We start from the raw sequence: 19,513 nt of genomic DNA on the forward strand, positions 1-19,513 counted from the left end.
AAAATAATTATGTGTTTTTGTGAAACTGATTACTTCACTATTACTTATAATTGTGGATCATTTTTTTGTCACGAATTCACGAATAGTGTTTAGGCAATCATTAACTTTATAAATATTCACACAAATCGTCTTGTGTATTTAATAGTGTCTTTATTCCAACCGTCAGTTCGAGTGAGATTTCAAAGAAATCTTGTATCGAGAACAGCTTTGAATTTTGAGCGCTTCTCGATACATTTTTTCTTCATTTTATTCTGAAAAAAAACTCGAAGTGACGATTGGGTTTCAAAAGCATCAGTAAAGGAGCGCAGTCGAGAACACTATAAAAACTAGAATTTCAATTAAATCTCATGAGCTGCGCTCGGTATCTACGATAATGCTCGATTTGACACTTTTTGTAAACTTTTATAAATCAAATACATAACAAAATAGTTATATCGAACTCACGTTAAACATCTCTATTGTTTGCTTTCAAAGGATAGTTATTGCGCTTTTTTGTTTTGAATTATTGCTGGTTTTGTGGTAATTGTTCTATGATTTGATAGGTGCTAAAGTTTAGAAAGTTTCCAGGATGTGCCAGTACATTTTGTAGAATGAACGGCGTATCCGGATTGGTTCCTGAGTATTGAATCATTCCATCCATATTGATATCATTTGCATAATATCCAATGACATTATAGGTTGGAAAATTTAGGAAGTTTCCAGGATCGTTTAATACTGTCGATAAGATATTTGGTGTGTCTGGACTTGTCCCAGAATATTGCACAACCATATCGCTGTTTGCATTTCCTGCCCATAACGCCGCAACACCAGATGGCATGCCTGAAGTGGTTTGCGCATTGCTTCCATAGGTTGAACCTGTCGTAAAATCTATACTATTTGTAGCTACAAATGTTATCGGAGCACTACTCATAATCCCTAAGTGACTGCGATGATTTGCAACTACATAATATGTATTTTCGTCTGTAGCGAAATTTAATGGAGAAACACCATCTACATCCACAATGTCACCATCGCGTTGTAATAAGGCAGAACGTGAATAAGAAACAATGGTATTATCGGTACCTTCTCTCAATTCTACCCAAACCCAATCGACAATGGCATCATTTCCTGTAGCGTTAAATACCGTATTTTCACAAGATAACATATCAGCATACGGACTTCTCGTTGGAATGTAACCAGCTACGCGTAAGTCGTCTCGCATTAAGCTTTCTTCTCCAGTATTTGGATTGAGTGCTGCACCTTGTAAAAAGATTTTAATAGCTACTGTAAAGTTACTAGCACATGACATTTCATTAAATGTAATGGTACTATCTACAGCAAACCAATTGATATCACTGTATTCAGCATCATCTACTAATACACAAGTTAAGTTTGGTGTATTGCCTATAGAGAATTGATTGATATTCGTATTATTTTCATTTTGCAGATTTAACGATGAAATTGGCGCATTGGAAAGAAAGAATTTTTCAAGTTCAGTATTCATACTTAAATCTAATGCAGTGATATCAACATTGTTTAGTGATAAATAATTTAGAATAGGATTGTTAGTAAGATCTAAACTTGTAAGACTACTGCCGTTGATACTTAAGAAATCTAAGGCTATATTTCCACTCACATCTAAACTCGCAATTCCCGTATTATTTGTTAATAGTAAACGTTCAAGTCTTGTGTTTGTGCTAAAGTTTAGCGCTGTAAGGTTTGTACCTACTAAACTTAAGTTATCAAGGTTTGTGAAATCTTCAATACCTGTTAAATCAGCAATTGGTATATTGGAAATCGTCAAACCATTGATATTTTCTATGAATACTGTTGGTACTTGTCCATCATCAGAAATATCATCATAACCGAGATTGTCTAAATATGCTTCAAAATTAGCATCTGGAATTTGTGTATAACGACAATGCATTTCATTAAAACTAGCTTGCGCGTCAATATTACTCCAGTTGGCAGTACTATAGACTGCATCATCAACTATAATACAGTCTAAATCTATATTATTTCTAGCATCAAAAGATGTGATGGAGGTATTATTGCCATTTTGAAGATTTACAATTCTTAATTCTGTTTCAGAAATGTTCAGAGATTCTAAAGATATATTAGACGTTAAATCCAATCTTGACATGTGAGTTCTTTGTAATTCTAAGTCTCTCAGTAATACTGCATCTGCAAGATTAATGTATGTAAGATTTGGCATTTCAAAAGCAATCAATCGTGTTAATAAATTACTTCCACTCAAGTCTAAAGTGCTAATATGTGTTCTGTATATATACAATTCTTCTAAAGCTGTTGCTCCCGTAAGACTGATGATGGTCATAGAATTTTCGTATACATTTACGGTTTCTAATAGTGGTGTATTAGATATATCTAACGAAGAAGTAATAGCTGCAACTGCCTCTAATGACAGTAAGTTAGGCATTTCACTAATGTCTAAGTCAGCAATAGTATTCCCAGAAACATTTAATGCTTGTAGCGCTGTAAAATCTTTAATTCCTGTTAAGTCACTAATGTTGGCATTAGAAGCATTTAACGAATTTACGACTTCAATTAAGGCTGTTGGTACTTGTCCGTCAGTTGAAATATCGTCATATCCTAACAATGCTAATCTGGCTTCAAAATTTGGATCTGGAATTGCTGTGTAACGACAATAATCTGTTGCTGTAAAGCTTGCTGTTGCATCTATATTCGTTAAGTTGGTAGTACTGTAAGCAATGTCGTCTACTGAAATACAGCTTAGGTTCGGATTTGAAGTCACATTAAAATAGCCAATATTTGTATTGTTACCATTTTTAATATTTAGCCCTGTAAGATTACAGTTGATAGCTTCTAAATCTTCCAGTTGTGTATGCAAACTTAGATCTAACGCTGTGCTTAGTGTGTTATTAGATATGTAAATATATTGTACTAATAAATTATTACTGAAATCAATAGATGTTAATTGATTATCTGCGGCATCTAATTCTAATAAATTTGGCAAAGTAGAAAGGTCTATTGCTGTAAGATTACAGCCTGAAATATCCATACTATCTATCAGTGCATTGTTTGGAAAGGTTATAGTTGTTAAGCTTGCATTTCCTTCTAAATTGATATCCTCAAGCAACACATTATCACTCAAATCTAAAGAAGTAAAATTATTCAATCTAGCTTGTATTCTTGTAAGGTTTATCAAGGTGCTCAAATCAATGGTAGAAATGCTATTGGTAGAAATCAACAATTCTTCAAGATTCACATTGGCAGTTACATCGATAGTTGAAAGATTATTACTATTTACATTCAAGAAGGTTAGCGCGGTAAAATCTTCAATTCCTGCTAAATTAGTAATGGATTGATTCGATATTGACAATGATGTTACGACTTCAATTAATGCTGTAGGTACTTGTCCGTCGTCTGAAATATCATCATAGCCTAAAGCTTCCAACGCAGCTTCAAAATTCGGGTCTGGAATTAGCGTGTAACGGCAATAAGTGTCACTAAAGTTCGTAGTAGCATCAATACTCGTCCAATTGGTAGTACTGTATGTGGCATCATCTACCAATATACAGGTTAAATTTGGATTGTTTGTAGCATTAAATCTGCTATCAGTTATACTCGTATTATTTCCATTTTGCAGCGTTAAGAAACTTAAATTGTTATCACTTATATATACTCTAGTTAATGCTATATTTTGCGACAAATCTAATTCTGTGAGCTGATTTTGTCTAAGATCTAATCGCTCTAAAGTGGGAAGATTCGATACATCGATACTTGTAAGTGCACATTCATTGGCAAATAACTCATGAAATACAGGAAGATTTCCAAAAGTTAAGGAACTTAAATTAAAGTTTTCCTCGATATTAATGTCTTCTAGAAAATCAAGATCAGGAAGATGCAACGTTGTGATATCATTATTTCGAATGTCAATATCTTCTATCAATATATTGTTAGAAAAATCAATAGCAATAAGCTGATTTCGTTCCATTGTAAAGTTTTCTAATGCAGTATTGTTTGAAAGATTGATCGTAGAAATATCGTTATTTGATAATATTATATTTCTCAAATTTACATTGTTGCTGAGGTCAATAGTAGTGAGTCCACAATCTGATAAGAAAAGCACTTCTACAAGTGTATTCGTGCTCAAATTTATGGTTCCAATAGAATTTCCAGCAGCTTCTAATTTGGTTAGATTTATATTATTTGTTACATCAAGACTTGTTATATTATTGCGATTGATTACCAATTCTTCTAAGGCACTATTATTTGAAAGATCAAGAGTTGTTAGTGCGTTTTCATCTATATTTAAAATCCTTAGATTAGTACAATTAGATATATTCACTGATTCAAGTGCCCCTCGAAAACTTCTAAACTCTTCTAAAAGTATATTATCACTCAAGTCTACTGTAGTTGCTAAATTAAATGCAATATTTAAGTATGTTAATGCTGTAAAATCTTCAATTCCTGTGAAATCGCTAATACTTTGTGAACTAACATTTAGTGAGGAAATACCTTCTATTAAAACGGTTGGCACTTGTCCATCATCTGAAATATCATCATAGCCTAAAGTTTCCAACGCAGCTTCAAAATTCGGATCGGGAACTTGTGTATAACTACAATAGGTAGTACTAAAACTCGTAGTAACATCAATACTCGTCCAATTGGTAGTACTATACGCAACATCATCTACTAAAATGCACAACAAAGAAGCATTTGGGGTAGCACTAAATGTTGTAATGCCACTATTGTTTCCGTTTCTAAGATCTAAAGTGCTTAATCCTGTATTATTTACATTGATAGTCTCAAGGTTTCCATTTGCAGTTAAGTCTAAGATGCCTGTTAATAATGCATTGTCATAGGCTTCCAAATGTTTTAATGCGGTATTGGTACTGATATCAAGTGTGGTAATTTGTGTTCTGAATAGGAATGCTTCTTCCAGTGCAGTTGCATTGGTCAAATCGATTGTAGATACATTTGAATCTGAAGCAGTAATGGTTTGTAAAGCAGTAGCATCAGAAACATCTAATGTAGTAAGTGATGCAGTAGACGCCATATTTAACGTTTCTAAATTCGACATTCCACTCAAATCAAGATTGATAATATTTGTGCTGGAAACATCTAATGTTTGTAATGCTGTAAAATCTTGAATTCCTGTTATATCACTTATGTTTAATGAAGATATATCTAGTGAAGTTACCTCTTCAATTAAGGCAGTTGGTACTTGTCCGTCACTCGAAATATCGTCGTAACCTAAGTTTCCTAAAGAAGCTTCAAAGTTAGGATCAACGATGCTTGTATAACGACAGTAATCTGTTGACGTAAAATTTGCCGTGGCATCAATTTTCGTCCAATTTTCGTTACTGTATGTAACATCATCTACCTGAATACAAGTTAAACTACCATTAAAACTTACGTCAAACGATGTTATTGCAGTATTATTACCATTTCTTATATCTAAACTGTTAAGACTAGTGTTAGAAGCATCAAGTATTTCTAAGGCAGTATTATTGCTCAAATCTAAACTGCGAATATTGCTTCGACTTACGTCTAATTCTCTTAAAGCGCTTAAATTACTTACATCTAGTACATTTAAAGAAGATTGGGAGGTAATAATAACTTCTAGTGAAGTATTAGTGCTTAGGTCTAAACTAGAAATGCTTGTAGTATAAATATTCAATTCTTCTAAGTTTACAGCTCCATTAATATTAAGTTGAGAAACAAAACTTTCTGTCAACGTCAATGATTTTAAGGCTGGTGTGTTAGAAGCATCCACACTTTCTAGACTAGATGAAATAGGACTGGCAACAAAAGTTTCTAGATTAGGCATTCCGCTGACATCAATAATTGATAAAAGATTTGAAGAAACATCTAGTGTTTGTAGTGCTGTAAAATCTTGAATTCCTGTAATACCAGTAATACCTTGACTTGAAGCATCTAAAGAAGTTACCACTTCAATTAAGGCAGTTGGTACTTGTCCATCTTCGGGAATATCATCATAACCTAAGCTTCCTAAATAAGCTTCAAAAGAGGAGTTTGGAATTGTGGTATATCTGCAATAGTCAGTTTCGCTAAAGCTGGAAGCAGCATCAATAGTGGTCCAGTTGGTCGTACTGTATGCTGCGTCATCTACTGAAATACAAGTAAGTGCTGCATTTCCTGTCGTATTAAAGATTGAAATGCTCGTATTTGTTCCGTTTCGAATACTCAATGTTTCCAAAGTATTGTTGGATAGATTGATGAAGTCTAACGCAGTAGCGCCATCAAGATTTAAGGAAACTAATGCATTATTTTGGACTTCAAAATCTCTAAGAACATCATTCATTCCAACCGTTAAGGTTTCCAAACCATTATCTGTAATAGAAAGATTTTCAAGAACTGTATTCGTTGTCAAGTCTAAGCTTGTAATCGAATTGTTATCTGCTGCAATTTGAGTAAGCAATGTATTGGTACTTACATCTAGACTTTCTAAGTTATTTGCATCAATTTCTAAATCTTCAAGAGCTGTATTATTGCTTAGATCGACAGTTGTAAGTTGATTGTCTCGTACGTTTAGTAATTCTAATAGTGTATTTTGTGTTACATCTAAAGTTGTGAGTGAATTATTGCTTGCATTCAGTGTTTGAAGTACTGTAAAATCTTCAATTCCTGTTAAATCGGCTATGTTTTGATTGTTGATGGATAGATTTGCAACGCCTTCAATTAATGATGTTGGTACGCGTCCGTCATCAGGAATATCATCATAATTCAATGAATCTAGCACTGCTTCAAAATTACTATCAGGAATTGTTGTATAGCGACAATAATCTGTTGATGTAAAGCTAGCTGTTGCTTCAATATTCGTCCAATTTTCGGTACTGTATGCAACATCATCTACCTGAATACAAATTACGTTAGGAATATTGGCTGCATTAAAATTTGTAAAATTTGTGTTGTTTCCATTTCTAACATCTAGTGTGGTTAGCGAACTAAAACTGCAATTTAAATCGGTTAATAACGGAAGATTGCTTACATCTAACATTGTTATACGTGAATCTTGACACTGTAATTTTTTAAGATTTACGTTTGTAGAAACATCTAATGTTGTATATGGATTGAAACCTGCCTGTAACTCTTCTAATGCTGTTAAATCTGTGATGTCAATAGAAGTAGCATTACTTGCTTTACAATTTAATTTGATCAAATTCAAGTTTGAAGTAAAGTCTAGTGTTGGCACAGAATTTCCTTCTATATTTAATTCTTCTAATGCAGTAAAGTCTTCAATTCCTGTAATACCAGTAATACCTTGACTTGAAGCATCTAAAGAAGTTACCACTTCAATTAAGGCAGTTGGTACTTGTCCATCTTCGGGAATATCATCATAACCTAAGTTTCCTAAATAAGCTTCAAAAGAGGAATTTGGAATTGTGGTATATCTGCAATAGTCAGTTTCGCTAAAGCTGGAAGCAGCATCAATAGTGGTCCAGTTGGTCGTACTGTATGCTGCGTCATCTACTGAAATACAAGTAAGTGCTGCATTTCCTGTCGTATTAAAGATTGAAATGCTCGTATTTGTTCCGTTTCGAATACTCAATGTTTCCAAAGTATTGTTGGATAGATTGATGAAGTCTAACGCAGTAGCGCCATCAAGATTTAAGGAAACTAATGCATTATTTTGGACTTCAAAATCTCTAAGTGTCGAATTCATTCCAACCGTTAAGGTTTCCAAACCATTATCTGTAATAGAAAGATTTAAAAGCGATGTATTGGTTGTCAAGTCTAAGCTTGTAATCGAATTGTTATCTGCTGCAATTTGGGTAAGCAATGTATTGGTACTTACATCTAAACTTTCTAAGTTATTTGCATCAATTTCTAAATCTTCAAGAGCGGTATTGTTGCTTAGATCGATGGTTGTGAGTTGATTGTCTCGTACATTTAATAATTCTAATAGTGTATTTTGTGTTACATCTAAAGTTGTGAGTGAATTGTTGCTTGCATTCAGTGTTTGAAGTGCTGTAAAATCTTCAATTCCTGTTAAATCGGCTATGTTTTGATTGTTGATGGAAAGATTTGTAACGCCTTCAATTAATGCTGTAGGTACTTGTCCGTCGTCTGAAATATCATCATAGCCTAAAGTTTCCAGCGCAGCTTCAAAATTAGCATCTGGAATTGCAGTATAGCGACAATAGGTTGTACTAAATGAAATTTGAGCATCAATATTCGTCCAATTGGTAGTACTATATGCAATATCATCTACCAAAATACAGAACAAGTTGGCATTATTTGTCGCGTCAAAAGTGTTAATATCTGTGTTGTTCCCATTTTGCATGTTAAAGAATTCTAAGGGCGTATTGCTAATTGCAAGTTCTCTTATGGAAGCATTTGATGATACATCTAATGAAGTTAGCGACGTGTTATTTAAGAAAATATTTCTCAGTCGTGTCAATGAACTTACATTTATGCTTGTCAACCCAGAATTATTTGCTTCTATTGTAGCCAGGAAAGTACTATTACCAAAGGTGATGATTTCTAAATTGGTACAACCACTAGCCATAAGTGCTCTCAAACTCGTATTCGTAGTTATATCCAGACTTGCAAGATTCGAGTTATTGTCAAGTGTCAGTACTTCCAGTGCTGTATTCGTACTCACATCAATAGTAGACAGATTATTATTTTCTAATTGTAAATCTATCAAACTCGTCAATCCGTTTAGGTTGATGCTTGTAATGCTATTATCTTCTAAATCTATATTTACGAGTAAAGTATTTGCACTCAAATCAAGTGTTGTGATATTATTATCTTTGGCTCTTAAAAGTCTCAACCTTGGAAAGTCTTCAATTCCTGTTAAATCAGCTATATTTTCTCCGCTGATGTTTAGTAGTGTTTCGGTAGCTAATAATATTGTAGGTACTTGGTTATCGCCAGAAACATCGTCTAAACCTTCATTTCCGAGTACTGTTTCAAAGTTGTCATCCGGAATGGCAGTATATTCACAATAATCGCCATCTCTAAAGATCATTTGCGCATCAATATTGGTCCAGTTAATGGTGCTATATGTAGCATCGTCTACAAAAAGACATTCCAATTCGCTATTTCCAGTAATTGAAAAAGTTACAATATTGGTATTGTTGCCATTTTTAAAGGTAGCATCGGTTAAGCTGTTGTTATCAAGTTGAATACTACTAAGTGCAGTATTTGCTATCAAATCAATACTTTCTAGTTGGTTGTTTTGTGCATTTAAATCTTCCAAGTATGCATTGTTGGAAAGATTCAATTGCGAAATAGAATTTCCGCTGATGTCTAATATTTGTAAGTTTCCAAGCATCGTTGGGACAAAATTCGATAGCGAATTGTCACTTACGGAAAGTTCTGTAAGTTGTGATATATTATCTGTATTCAAACTCGTCAAACTATTGTTGTCTGCATGTAAACTTTCCAACAATGAGTTTGAGCTTAAATCAAGAGCTGTTAGCTGATTATTATCTGCATATAAATGCACCAATTGCGTCAAATTTGAAAGATCAATACTAGTGATGCTGTTGTCGGAAATATTGAGTGTTTGCAGACTTGTAAAATCTTCGATTCCTGATAAGTCTGAAATGGATTTATTAATTACATCTAGAGATGTGATGCTATCAATCGCTGCTGTAAGGACTTGTCCATCAGCCGAGATGCCATCATATCCTAAAGCGCCCAATGCAGCTTCAAAGTTTGTATCTGGAATTTGAGTATAACAACTCGTATTTACAAAATTAACTTGTGCGTCTACAGCTGTCCAGTTGGCTGTACTATACGCAATATCATCTACCAAAACACAGAACAAGTTGGCATTATTCGTCGCGTCAAAATTGTTAACATCCGTGTTGTTGCCATTTTGTATGTTAAGGAATTCTATGGGCGTATTGCTAATTGCAAGTGCTCTTATGGAAGCATTTGATGATACATCCAATGAAAGTAGCGACGTATTACTGAGGGAAAGATTTTGTAGTTGTGTCAGTGAACTTGTATTCAAGCTTGTTAAACCTGCATTCTCTGCTTCTATGGTATTTAGAAAAGAATTATTGCCAAAGGTAATGCTTTGTAAATTCCCACAATTATTGACCAACAATGATCTCAAACTTGTATTTGTACTCAAATCAATAGCAAGAAGGCTGTTATTTTCTAGATTTAGTTCTTCCAAACTGGTTAAGCCGTTTACGTTAATGCTTGTAAGGCTGTTATTATTCACAATTACAGTTCGCAATGCTGTATTTGAGCTTAGATCTAATGTAGCAATACTATTATTTGTAGCGCGTAATGTTCGCAATGCTGTAAATCCTTCTATTCCTGTTAAATCTGAAATATTATCATTCGTTACACTTAATGCAGTTCTAGTAGCTATTAACGCTGTAGGTACTTGTCCGTCATCTGGAATATCATCAAAACTAGATAATTGTGCTTCAAAATTAGGATCAGGAACGGCAGTATATTTACAATAATCACCATCTCTAAAGATTGTTTGTGCATCAATATTAGTCCAGTTGGTTTCGCTATACATAACATCGTCTACAAGAACACATTCCAATTCGCTATTTCCAGTAATTGAAAAAGTTACAATATTGGTATTGTTGCCATTTTTAAAGGTCGCATCGGTTAAACTGTTTGTGTCGAGTTGAATGCTTGTTAGTGCAGTATTATTTGTCAAATCAATACTTTCTAGTTGATTGTTTTGTGCATTCAAATCTTCCAAATTGGTATTGTAAGAAAGATTTATTTGCGAAATGGAATTGCCACTGATGTCTAATGTGACTAAATCAACTAGCATCGTTGGCAAAAAACTCGATAGCGAATTATTACTTGCATCTACAGTTTCTATGAGCGCATTTTGGGTAAAATCTAATGCGTTTATCGAATTGTCACTTATGGAAAGTTCTGTAAGTTGTGATATATTATCTGTATTCAGACTTGTCAAACTGTTATTATTTGCATGAACAAGTTCTAATAGAGTGTTGGTACTCAAGTCAAGTGCCATCAATTGATTGTTATTTGCATATAAATTCACCAATTGCGTTAAGTTTGAAAGATCAATACTAGTGATGCTGTTGTCGGAAATGCTGAGTGTTTGCAGACTTGTAAAAGCTTCAATTCCTGATAAGTCTGAAATGGATTTGTTAATTACATTTAGCGATGTAATGCTATCAATCGCTGCAGTAAGAATTTGTCCATCAGTCGAGATGTTATCATATCCTAAAGCGTCTAATGCAGCTTCAAAGTTTGTATCTGGAATTTGAGTATAACAGCTCGTATCTACAAAATTAACTTGTGCGTCTATACTTGTCCAGTTGGCAGTACTATAAGCGATATCATCAACCGCAACACAGGTTAGGTTTGGATTATTTGCAGCCGCAAAGGTTGTAACATTTGTATTGTTTCCATTCTTTATATTCAGAGTTCTCAATGCATTATTATTCACTCCTATAATGCGAATACTTGGACTGTTGCTTAAATCGATTTCTGTAATGGAATTGCCACTGGCATATAATTGTTCTAAGGCAATGCTGTTTGTTAAATCTAAAGTTGTCAAGTTACTATTGGTGATTCCAATAGCGCGTAACAGCGGATTATTGGTGACATTGAAAGTGTTGAAATTATTGTTTTGTGCCCAAACACGTGTTAAGATTGTATTATTGGTCAAATCTAAACTAGTCAGGTTGTTATTTTCTAATAGCAATAAACCCATATCTGGACATCCAGTGATATCTAAAGAAGTTAAACCATTATTTCGCGCATTTACAAAGGTTAAATCCGTATTATGAATTAAGTTTAAACTACTGATGGAATTATCATTTACTGACAAGCCAGTTAGCGCCGTAAAGTCCTCAATACCTGTCAAATCTGAAATATTGCTATTACCTACATTTAAATCTGTAAGCTCTTTTATGAGATAGGTTGGCACTTGTCCGTCATCAGAAATATTATCGTAGCCTAAATTTTCTAAGGCAGTTTCAAAATTGCTATCGGGAATCGTTGTATAGTCCAAAATAGTGACCAAAGCAGTGTCAGAGTATATTGAATCTCCACCAGAATCTGTTACTAAAGCTCTAAACAAATAACCAGCAGTGACTTCCATATCCAATACAATGGAAATTGTGGTTGTGTTACTTCCTGAAAAACTTCCGCCATCAATGGCAGGAATCCAAGTGGTACCATTATTAATAGAAAATTCCCAAGCAACTGTATCCAGATTTGTAGCAGCAACGGTTAGCTGTCCGGTTTCATTAGTGGCAATGGTAATATCTGTAGGTTGTTGCGTAATTGTAGGTGCAACAGTTTTAACTATTGCTCTTTTTTCAGTTGAATGATCAACAGTATTTTTTGCAGCATAAAAACTGTTCGTTAAGCTCAAAAATACAATGAATAGTAGGTTTTTTTTCATGTATATAGTAGATTAGTTTATATTATTTATGGTTAAAAAAACTGCTTTATAGATGACACTAAAGCATTTGTAAGTAGTGCTCTGCAATTTTTTTTGTCAAATATTGATAAACCGCATCAATAGAGAAAAAAAAGCAAGTTGACAAAGTATTAACAACTTGTTAAAACTTAAGTGAATTAAGTGTTTGAAGTGTTTTTTGAAGTTTAAAACGTTTGTTGGGAAGTGTTGTAAGTGTAGGCTTACAGGGATTTTAAATAGTCAGAAACCGTCATATCTGGAGCAAGATTTAATTTTTTTCGAAGTCGCGTTTTGGTAACGTTCACCGAATTGACCGTTGTGTTTCTAATGATTGCAATTTCTTTAGAGGAAAGTCCCATCTTTATATACGAGCAAAGTTCTTTATCTACCCGAGTCATGTTTGGATGTGCTTCTAGTAATGTATCCAAGAAACCTGTGTTTACCACATTTAGGTTTTCTTCAATAAGCTTCATGCGTGTATTAATTTCGTTTTGATGAAGAAGTTCAACAATGACTTTATTTATATTTTTTTCAAGATCTCCTTCTTTCTGTGCTAGTTTCAGCTTGTCGATAATATTATCGTTAAGTTGAGTACGCACCTTATTATTTGCTAAAACCATTTCCATATCCTTTTGTTTCAGCAATAATTCCTGTTGATACTTTTCTTTTTCTAACTGCAATAATTGTTGGGATTTCGTTTTAATGATTTCATTCTGATTTTTCAATGTTTCATTCTGCGTCAAGATTGTTTTTTCGTTCTTATTACGCATCGTATTCACAAATCGTAATCCGATAGAAAAAATAAGTAAAACCACTAAAGTCAATACATAGCCTACAATTCCAAATTCTCGTTGTGTCATTTGAATATGATGAAGAATGGCAAAAGTGATGAAAGAATATGTAAAACTAATAATCCGCCAAGTTTTATTTTTCAATAAAAAAATGCTATAAACTCCTATAGAAAGCGCTATAAATGGTACTTCGAGTTGTTCCGTATCGAGCGCTACAGCAACGGAACATAATGTATTGGTACTAAAGAAAAAGGTAAGGCAAGCAATTTGATTTTTTCCAATAGAATTTAGATAAATCACAATGAAAAACATTGTTTCTGCTAATAAAAGGATCAGTATTGTTATATAATGTTCGTCTATAACTTTTTTTATAAAAACTACAGGAACAATAAGTACGGCTCCATAAAGGCATATTAAGTTTAAGAGTTTTAAAGCACGTCTATCAAATTCTATAGACATATAGTTGACGCCTTTATTTATGATTGTATTGTGATATGATTTAACGGTTTTAAACAAGCCTACTTTTCTGATTAATTAGTAAAATTACGATATTACTAAGATTCAATAGTACAAATAAATTTTCTGAACTTTTTAGTAACTTCAAAATTTAATTATCATTTTATAAGAAGTGATCTTAAACTTTAACCATTATCATATCAAACCTATTTAATAATATTGATTACACTTAATTTCGGAATTCCTGATTGTGCAACTATACCTTTATCTTAATTTAAAAAGTAAAATTTAACTTCTTTACATGTAACTATATAGTAAAACTAATAAAAACGGAACTCAATATTTTGCGTATAAACGACAAGAAAATCTAAGAATACACAAACGAATACGATTAACCTGTTTGTAATTAATTCTTTAAATTCTGAGAGTTTAAAAGTTAGATGTATACATTTTAAGGTTTACAGAGAAAAAACTGAAAGCCTGACCGCAAAAGTACACTGAGCAGCATCGAAGTGAATTTTGTGGAAATGCCCATAAAAAAATCCGCTACTGAGAGCGGATTTTGAAGTATATGTTTTTACTTAGAAAGTTCTGTAAAATATTTATAGAATAGTGGAATGGTTTCAATTCCTTTGAGATAATTAAAAATTCCGAAATGCTCATTTGGCGAGTGAATTGCATCGCTATTGAGTCCGAATCCCATTAAAATGGTTTTGCTTTTCAATTCTTTTTCGAATAAAGAAACAATCGGTATACTTCCTCCAGAACGTTGCGGAATTGGTGTGACTCCAAACGTATCTTCATAAGCTTTGCTTGCGGCTTTATATCCAATATTGTCAATAGGAGTTACATATCCTTGTCCGCCATGATGCGGTGTTACTTTTACTGTGACACCAGCAGGAGCGATGTTTTCAAAATGTGTTTTAAACAATTCTGTAATTTCTTTCCATTCTTGATTTGGAACCAAACGCATGGAAATTTTAGCATACGCTTTACTAGCAATCACCGTTTTTGCTCCTTCACCAGTATATCCGCCCCAAATTCCGTTTACATCTAAGGTTGGACGAATAGAATTGCGTTCGTTGGTGGTATAACCCGTTTCTCCGTATACTGCATCAATATCTAAGGCATTTTTATACTCTTCTAAAGAAAAAGGTGCCTTTGCCATTTCTGCTCGTTCTTCTTTTGATAATTCTTCTACTTTATCATAAAATCCAGGAATTGTGATATGATTGTTTTCATCATGTAAAGAAGCAATCATTTTTGCTAAAATGTTGATTGGATTTGCCACAGCACCACCATATAATCCTGAATGTAAATCACGATTTGGACCTGTAACTTCAACTTCTACATAGCTCAATCCGCGTAATCCTGTTGTGATAGATGGTTGTGTATTACTAATCATTCCAGTATCGGAAATCAAAATCACATCATTTGCTAGTTTTTCTTGATTGCGTTCTACAAACCAAGCCAAACTCTCAGAACCTACTTCTTCTTCACCTTCGATCATGAATTTTACGTTGCAAGGCAATTGATTCGTTTCATTCATTAACTCCAATGCTTTTACATGCATGTACATTTGCCCTTTGTCATCACAAGAACCACGGGCGAAAATAGCGCCATCAGGATGAATTTTTGTTTTTTTGATGATAGGTTCAAAAGGACCACTTTCCCAGAGTTCTAATGGATCTGGCGGCTGTACATCATAATGTCCATAAACAAGCACTGTTGGCAAATCGTCAGAAATATGTTTGTGTCCATATACAATAGGATATCCTGGCGTTTCGCAAATCTCTACATGATCGCAGCCTGCTTTTTCCAGACTTTCTTTAATAGCGACTGAGGTATCAATAACATCTTGCGTATACGCAGGATCAGCACTGATTGAAGGAATTTTTAAAAGTTCGATGAGTTCATCTATGAAACGATTTTTATGCGTTTCAATATAAGATTTTATAGTATTCATGAAGTATGTTGAATTTTCTAGATACTCAAAAGTACTAAAAAAGAGGGAAAAAATACGTTTGAGTTCCTTTGAATATTAAAAATGTTCTTTATATTTGCAGCCACATTTGCGGGTGTGGTGAAATTGGTAGACACGCTAGACTTAGGATCTAGTGCCTCACGGTGTGAAGGTTCGAGTCCTTTCACCCGCACAACATACAAAAGCTGAAGTTGAAAAACTTCGGCTTTTTTTATTAGGTAAAACTAAAGTCGCAACTTTATATTATCTTTTTAATACACAATTCTGGTATTTAAATTTTGTAACTACTTAGCGTAAATCGTTGTTTTTTTTTGATATTCTTTACAGAAGGATTCTTAGTTTTTTTATGGTGTTCCCGTAATAGATTTTGGTTTTAAACACTTAATTTATAGGTTCTTAACCAATAAATTTAAAAACATGAAAAAAATTACATTTGTTTTCGCATTACTCTTTAGTGTACTTTGCTTTTCGCAAAACCAATCATTTGGTAGCGTGCAACCTTCAATCTTCAACCCAATACCTCAACAATTTACTGGGCAAGAAATTTTCAGGTTTAGACCTGGTTTAGTAACTCAATTACAAAAAGGAAACGCTTTTGATTTTAACAATAGTCGATGGTTTTCTATTGGTAGTTTAAGTACAGGTAGTCAAAATGTATATGGCTTACGTTTTCAATTGGAAAGCAAAGCAATTACGATGGGTTATCAAGATTTGACTGATATAAACCCTAGAATTCAATGGATTGGCGCAGGTGCTGCTTCAACAAGTTCTTTAGAGTTTAGAGCTGCAAATAGTTTTACATCTACTAATTCTACGCTGGTAGCAACGATGACCAATGATGGAAGGACTTATTTTGGAGATCCATTAGCCGCATTTGATACAAAAGTTAGTATCGATTATACAGAAGTTAGTGGTGCTTCTTCGCGTGTGGGCTTAACTTTAGAAACTGATGCTAGTCAAAATGGTGTTTTTACCACTGCAATAAGATCAGTAAATAATGCTGGAGGTTTTATTAAAACTGGTTTGGATATTGAAAGTACTACTGGTTCAAGCTTCGAAAATACAGGTATTAATGTTCGTTTAAATGGAGGAACTCAAAATACTGGAGTAAGAGCATTTGTAACAGATAATGGTAGTGATGGTCCAACCTATGGTATTTTTGGATCAATAGCTAGTAGTGCTGATGTAAGAGTTCCTGCTTTTGGAGCAGCTATTTATGGTATTTCATCAACAGACTCAAATCGATTTGCAGGGTATTTTAATGGAAATGTATTTGTAACAGGAACATTTACGGTATCTGACAAAAAATTAAAAGAAAACATTAAATCGGAAGAAAATATATTAGACAAATTAACACAATTAGATGCCGTTACGTACACATTTAAAGCAAACGAGCATTTAAACTTACCTGCAGAATTACAACATGGATTTTTAGCGCAAAACATAGAAGAAGTTTTTCCTGAATTGATCACGACAATCAATAAGCCTATTTTTGATAAAGAGAATAAACAAACAGGTACATATGAATATAAAGCGGTAAATTATGTGGGAATGATTTCAATTTTAACGTCAAGCTTGAAAGAGTTAAAAGAAGAATCAACAGCTAATATGGAAAAGTTGAAGGAGGAATCGGAAGCTAGTATTAATAAGTTGAATGAAAAAGTAGCTTATTTAGAAAGTAAGATAGAAGCAATTACTAACGGGGAAACTAAATTAGGTAGTCAGAATGATACGAATGATTTAGGATTTTCAATGGAGCAAAACAAACCAAATCCTTTTACAAATCAAACAGTTGTAAACTATACGTTGCCAAGTAATGTGAAAGCTACAATTTCTGTTGTTGATTTATCAGGAAAATTTATCAAAGAGTACGATTTAGTAAATGAGAAAGGACAATTAACTATCAATTCAAGCGAAATTGGAAAAGGTATCTTTGTATATGCACTTATTTCAAATAATGAAGTAATACTGACAAAAAAGATGATCATCAAATAAATCCCGTAAAATTTAGAAATAATAAAATGAAAGCCGAAGTTGAAAGACTTCGGCTTTTTTGTTTGCATGCTTCTGATTAGATTTTATGATTTTCTTAACATATGATTAGAGACAGTTTGATCAATAAAATAAGAATATATTTTATAAATAGCTGGTTTTTAATGCTTTTAATTTTATGGTTATCCCGTAATTTTGTTTAATGTTTTGTGAATATCTTTAAACAAAACTAATTAAAACAATGTAACCATGAAAAAAATTACTTTATTACTAGCGTTATTGTTTACAACATTTTCTTTTTCACAAAATGAATCTTCCGGTGCTGTAGCAACTTCGATTACAACTCCCGGACCAATACCTGGGGAAACATTCCGATTCGGTCCTGGCTTAGTCACACAATTAGATGTAGGAAGTGGCTTTGGATTTTCGAGTGATCGTTGGTTCTCTATGGGACGATTAAATACAGGTAGTCAAACAGTGTATGGTTTGCGTTTTCAATTGCCAAACAGAGCAATTACAATGGGATACCAAGATGTAAATGACGTGAATCCACGACTTCAATGGATTGGGGCTGGTTCTTCGGCAAGTACTGACTTTGAATTCAGAGCAGCAAATAGTTTTACTTCTACAAGTTCGACACTCGTGGCAACGATGACGAATGATGGAAAAACATTTTTTGGAAATCCATTAGCTTCCAGTAGCACTACTACGAAAGTTGGAGTTGACTATGGAGATTTGGGAAGTATTCGTACTGGAGTGACAGCAGAAAATGTTTCTACAGTAAATGCATATATCGCAACCGGATTTAAATCAATTAATAATACTGGCGGTTATAGAAAAATTGGGTTGGATGTCTCAGGAACTAGCGCAACTGGCGCGGCTTATGATAATATAGGTGTAAATATTCGTTTAAACGGAGCAGCCATTAATAGAGGTGTGCTTGCATCTGTAACAGGTAGTAGCACGGGAACTACATATGGTGTTTTTGGATCAGTTTCTGGACCAAGTGGAACAACACCAACTGGTTTAGGAGCAGCTATTTATGGTAGTTCTGCAACAACTTCAAACCGATATGCAGGTTATTTTAATGGAAATGTTTTTACGACTGGGATGTATTTGCCTTCCGATGAGAAATTAAAAACTAGCGTCACCGCGGAAGAAAATATGTTAGACAAATTATCGCAATTAAATGCTGTAACCTATACATTTAACGAAAACGAGCACTTAAATTTACCAGCAGAATTGCAACACGGATTTTTAGCGCAAAACTTAGAAGAAGTGTTTCCTGAATTATTAACTACAATCAATAAGCCTATTTTTGATAAAGAGAATAAAGAAATAGGTACTTATGAATATAAAGCTGTTAATTATATAGGAATGATTTCAATTTTGACGTCTAGTTTAAAAGAACTCAATGAAGAAGCGACAGCAAACATCAAAGAGCTCAATGAAAAAGTAGCCTACTTAGAAAGTCAGATCGAAGAAATGAAAAGAGGAGCTGAATCTAATGGAGAGACTAAGTTTGAAGATTCAAGTACCACTGGAAATTTAGGATTTTCTATGGAACAAAATAGACCAAATCCTTTTACAAATCAAACAGTTGTAAACTATACATTACCAAATAATGCGAAAGCTACAATTTCGGTTGTTGATTTATCTGGAAAGTTTATCAAAGAGTATAATTTATCTAGTGAAAAAGGACAATTGACCATTAATTCAAGTGAAATTGGGAAAGGTATTTTTGTATACGCTTTAATTTCGGACAATGAAGTAATTCTTTCTAAGAAAATGATCATACGATAACTAACTTAAATTTTAAGACTTTTTATAAAGTACAGAATCGATTGTTATTCTGTTTAAAAAATTGTGAAATTGAAAAAGTGAAAGCCGAAGTTGAAAGACTTCGGCTTTTTT

General features: G+C 33.5%; 5 protein-coding genes and 1 tRNA gene. 3 read left to right on the forward strand and 3 right to left on the reverse strand.

Annotation, left to right across the window (positions count from 1 at the left end):
• Window positions 1–502: 502 nt before the first annotated feature.
• The 3 genes from Q0845_RS12315 to Q0845_RS12325 all read right to left on the reverse strand — a co-directional run bounded on the left by Q0845_RS12315 (window position 503) and on the right by Q0845_RS12325 (window position 15,589).
• Complete coding sequence (locus Q0845_RS12315) at window positions 503–12,358, reverse strand: hypothetical protein (RefSeq protein ID WP_298513471.1); 11,856 nt, start codon at window positions 12,356–12,358, stop codon at window positions 503–505.
• A gap of 239 nt (window positions 12,359–12,597) precedes the next feature.
• Complete coding sequence (locus tag Q0845_RS12320) at window positions 12,598–13,626, reverse strand: hypothetical protein (RefSeq protein ID WP_298513473.1); 1,029 nt, start codon at window positions 13,624–13,626, stop codon at window positions 12,598–12,600.
• A 574-nt stretch (window positions 13,627–14,200) separates the two neighbouring features.
• A complete protein-coding gene (locus Q0845_RS12325; protein WP_298513475.1) occupies window positions 14,201–15,589 on the reverse strand; it encodes a dipeptidase in 1,389 nt (462 codons plus the stop codon).
• 108 nt (window positions 15,590–15,697) lie between these two features.
• Here Q0845_RS12325 and Q0845_RS12330 point away from each other — a divergent pair.
• The 3 genes from Q0845_RS12330 (at window position 15,698) to Q0845_RS12340 (ending at window position 19,402) form a co-directional block, all read left to right on the forward strand.
• Window positions 15,698–15,779: transfer RNA gene (locus Q0845_RS12330), tRNA-Leu, on the forward strand.
• A gap of 245 nt (window positions 15,780–16,024) precedes the next feature.
• Window positions 16,025–17,602, forward strand: a complete 1,578-nt coding sequence (locus Q0845_RS12335) for a tail fiber domain-containing protein (protein WP_298513477.1) — start codon at window positions 16,025–16,027, stop codon at window positions 17,600–17,602.
• A 246-nt stretch (window positions 17,603–17,848) separates the two neighbouring features.
• Window positions 17,849–19,402, forward strand: a complete 1,554-nt coding sequence (locus Q0845_RS12340) for a tail fiber domain-containing protein (protein ID WP_298513479.1) — start codon at window positions 17,849–17,851, stop codon at window positions 19,400–19,402.
• Window positions 19,403–19,513 lie beyond the last annotated feature (111 nt).

Origin of the sequence: uncultured Kordia sp. (assembly GCF_947489565.1) — a bacterium.
In the GTDB taxonomy this organism is placed as follows: Bacteria; Bacteroidota; Bacteroidia; order Flavobacteriales; family Flavobacteriaceae; genus Kordia.

Bases quoted from the DNA above. Each gene is read 5' to 3' on its own strand.
- Q0845_RS12315 (WP_298513471.1), bottom strand. From the start codon at position 12,358: ATGAAAAAAAACCTACTATTCATTGTATTTTTGAGCTTAACGAACAGT.
- Q0845_RS12320 (WP_298513473.1), bottom strand. From the start codon at position 13,626: ATGTCTATAGAATTTGATAGACGTGCTTTAAAACTCTTAAACTTAATA.
- Q0845_RS12325 (WP_298513475.1), bottom strand. From the start codon at position 15,589: ATGAATACTATAAAATCTTATATTGAAACGCATAAAAATCGTTTCATA.
- Q0845_RS12335 (WP_298513477.1), top strand. From the start codon at position 16,025: ATGAAAAAAATTACATTTGTTTTCGCATTACTCTTTAGTGTACTTTGC.
- Q0845_RS12340 (WP_298513479.1), top strand. From the start codon at position 17,849: ATGAAAAAAATTACTTTATTACTAGCGTTATTGTTTACAACATTTTCT.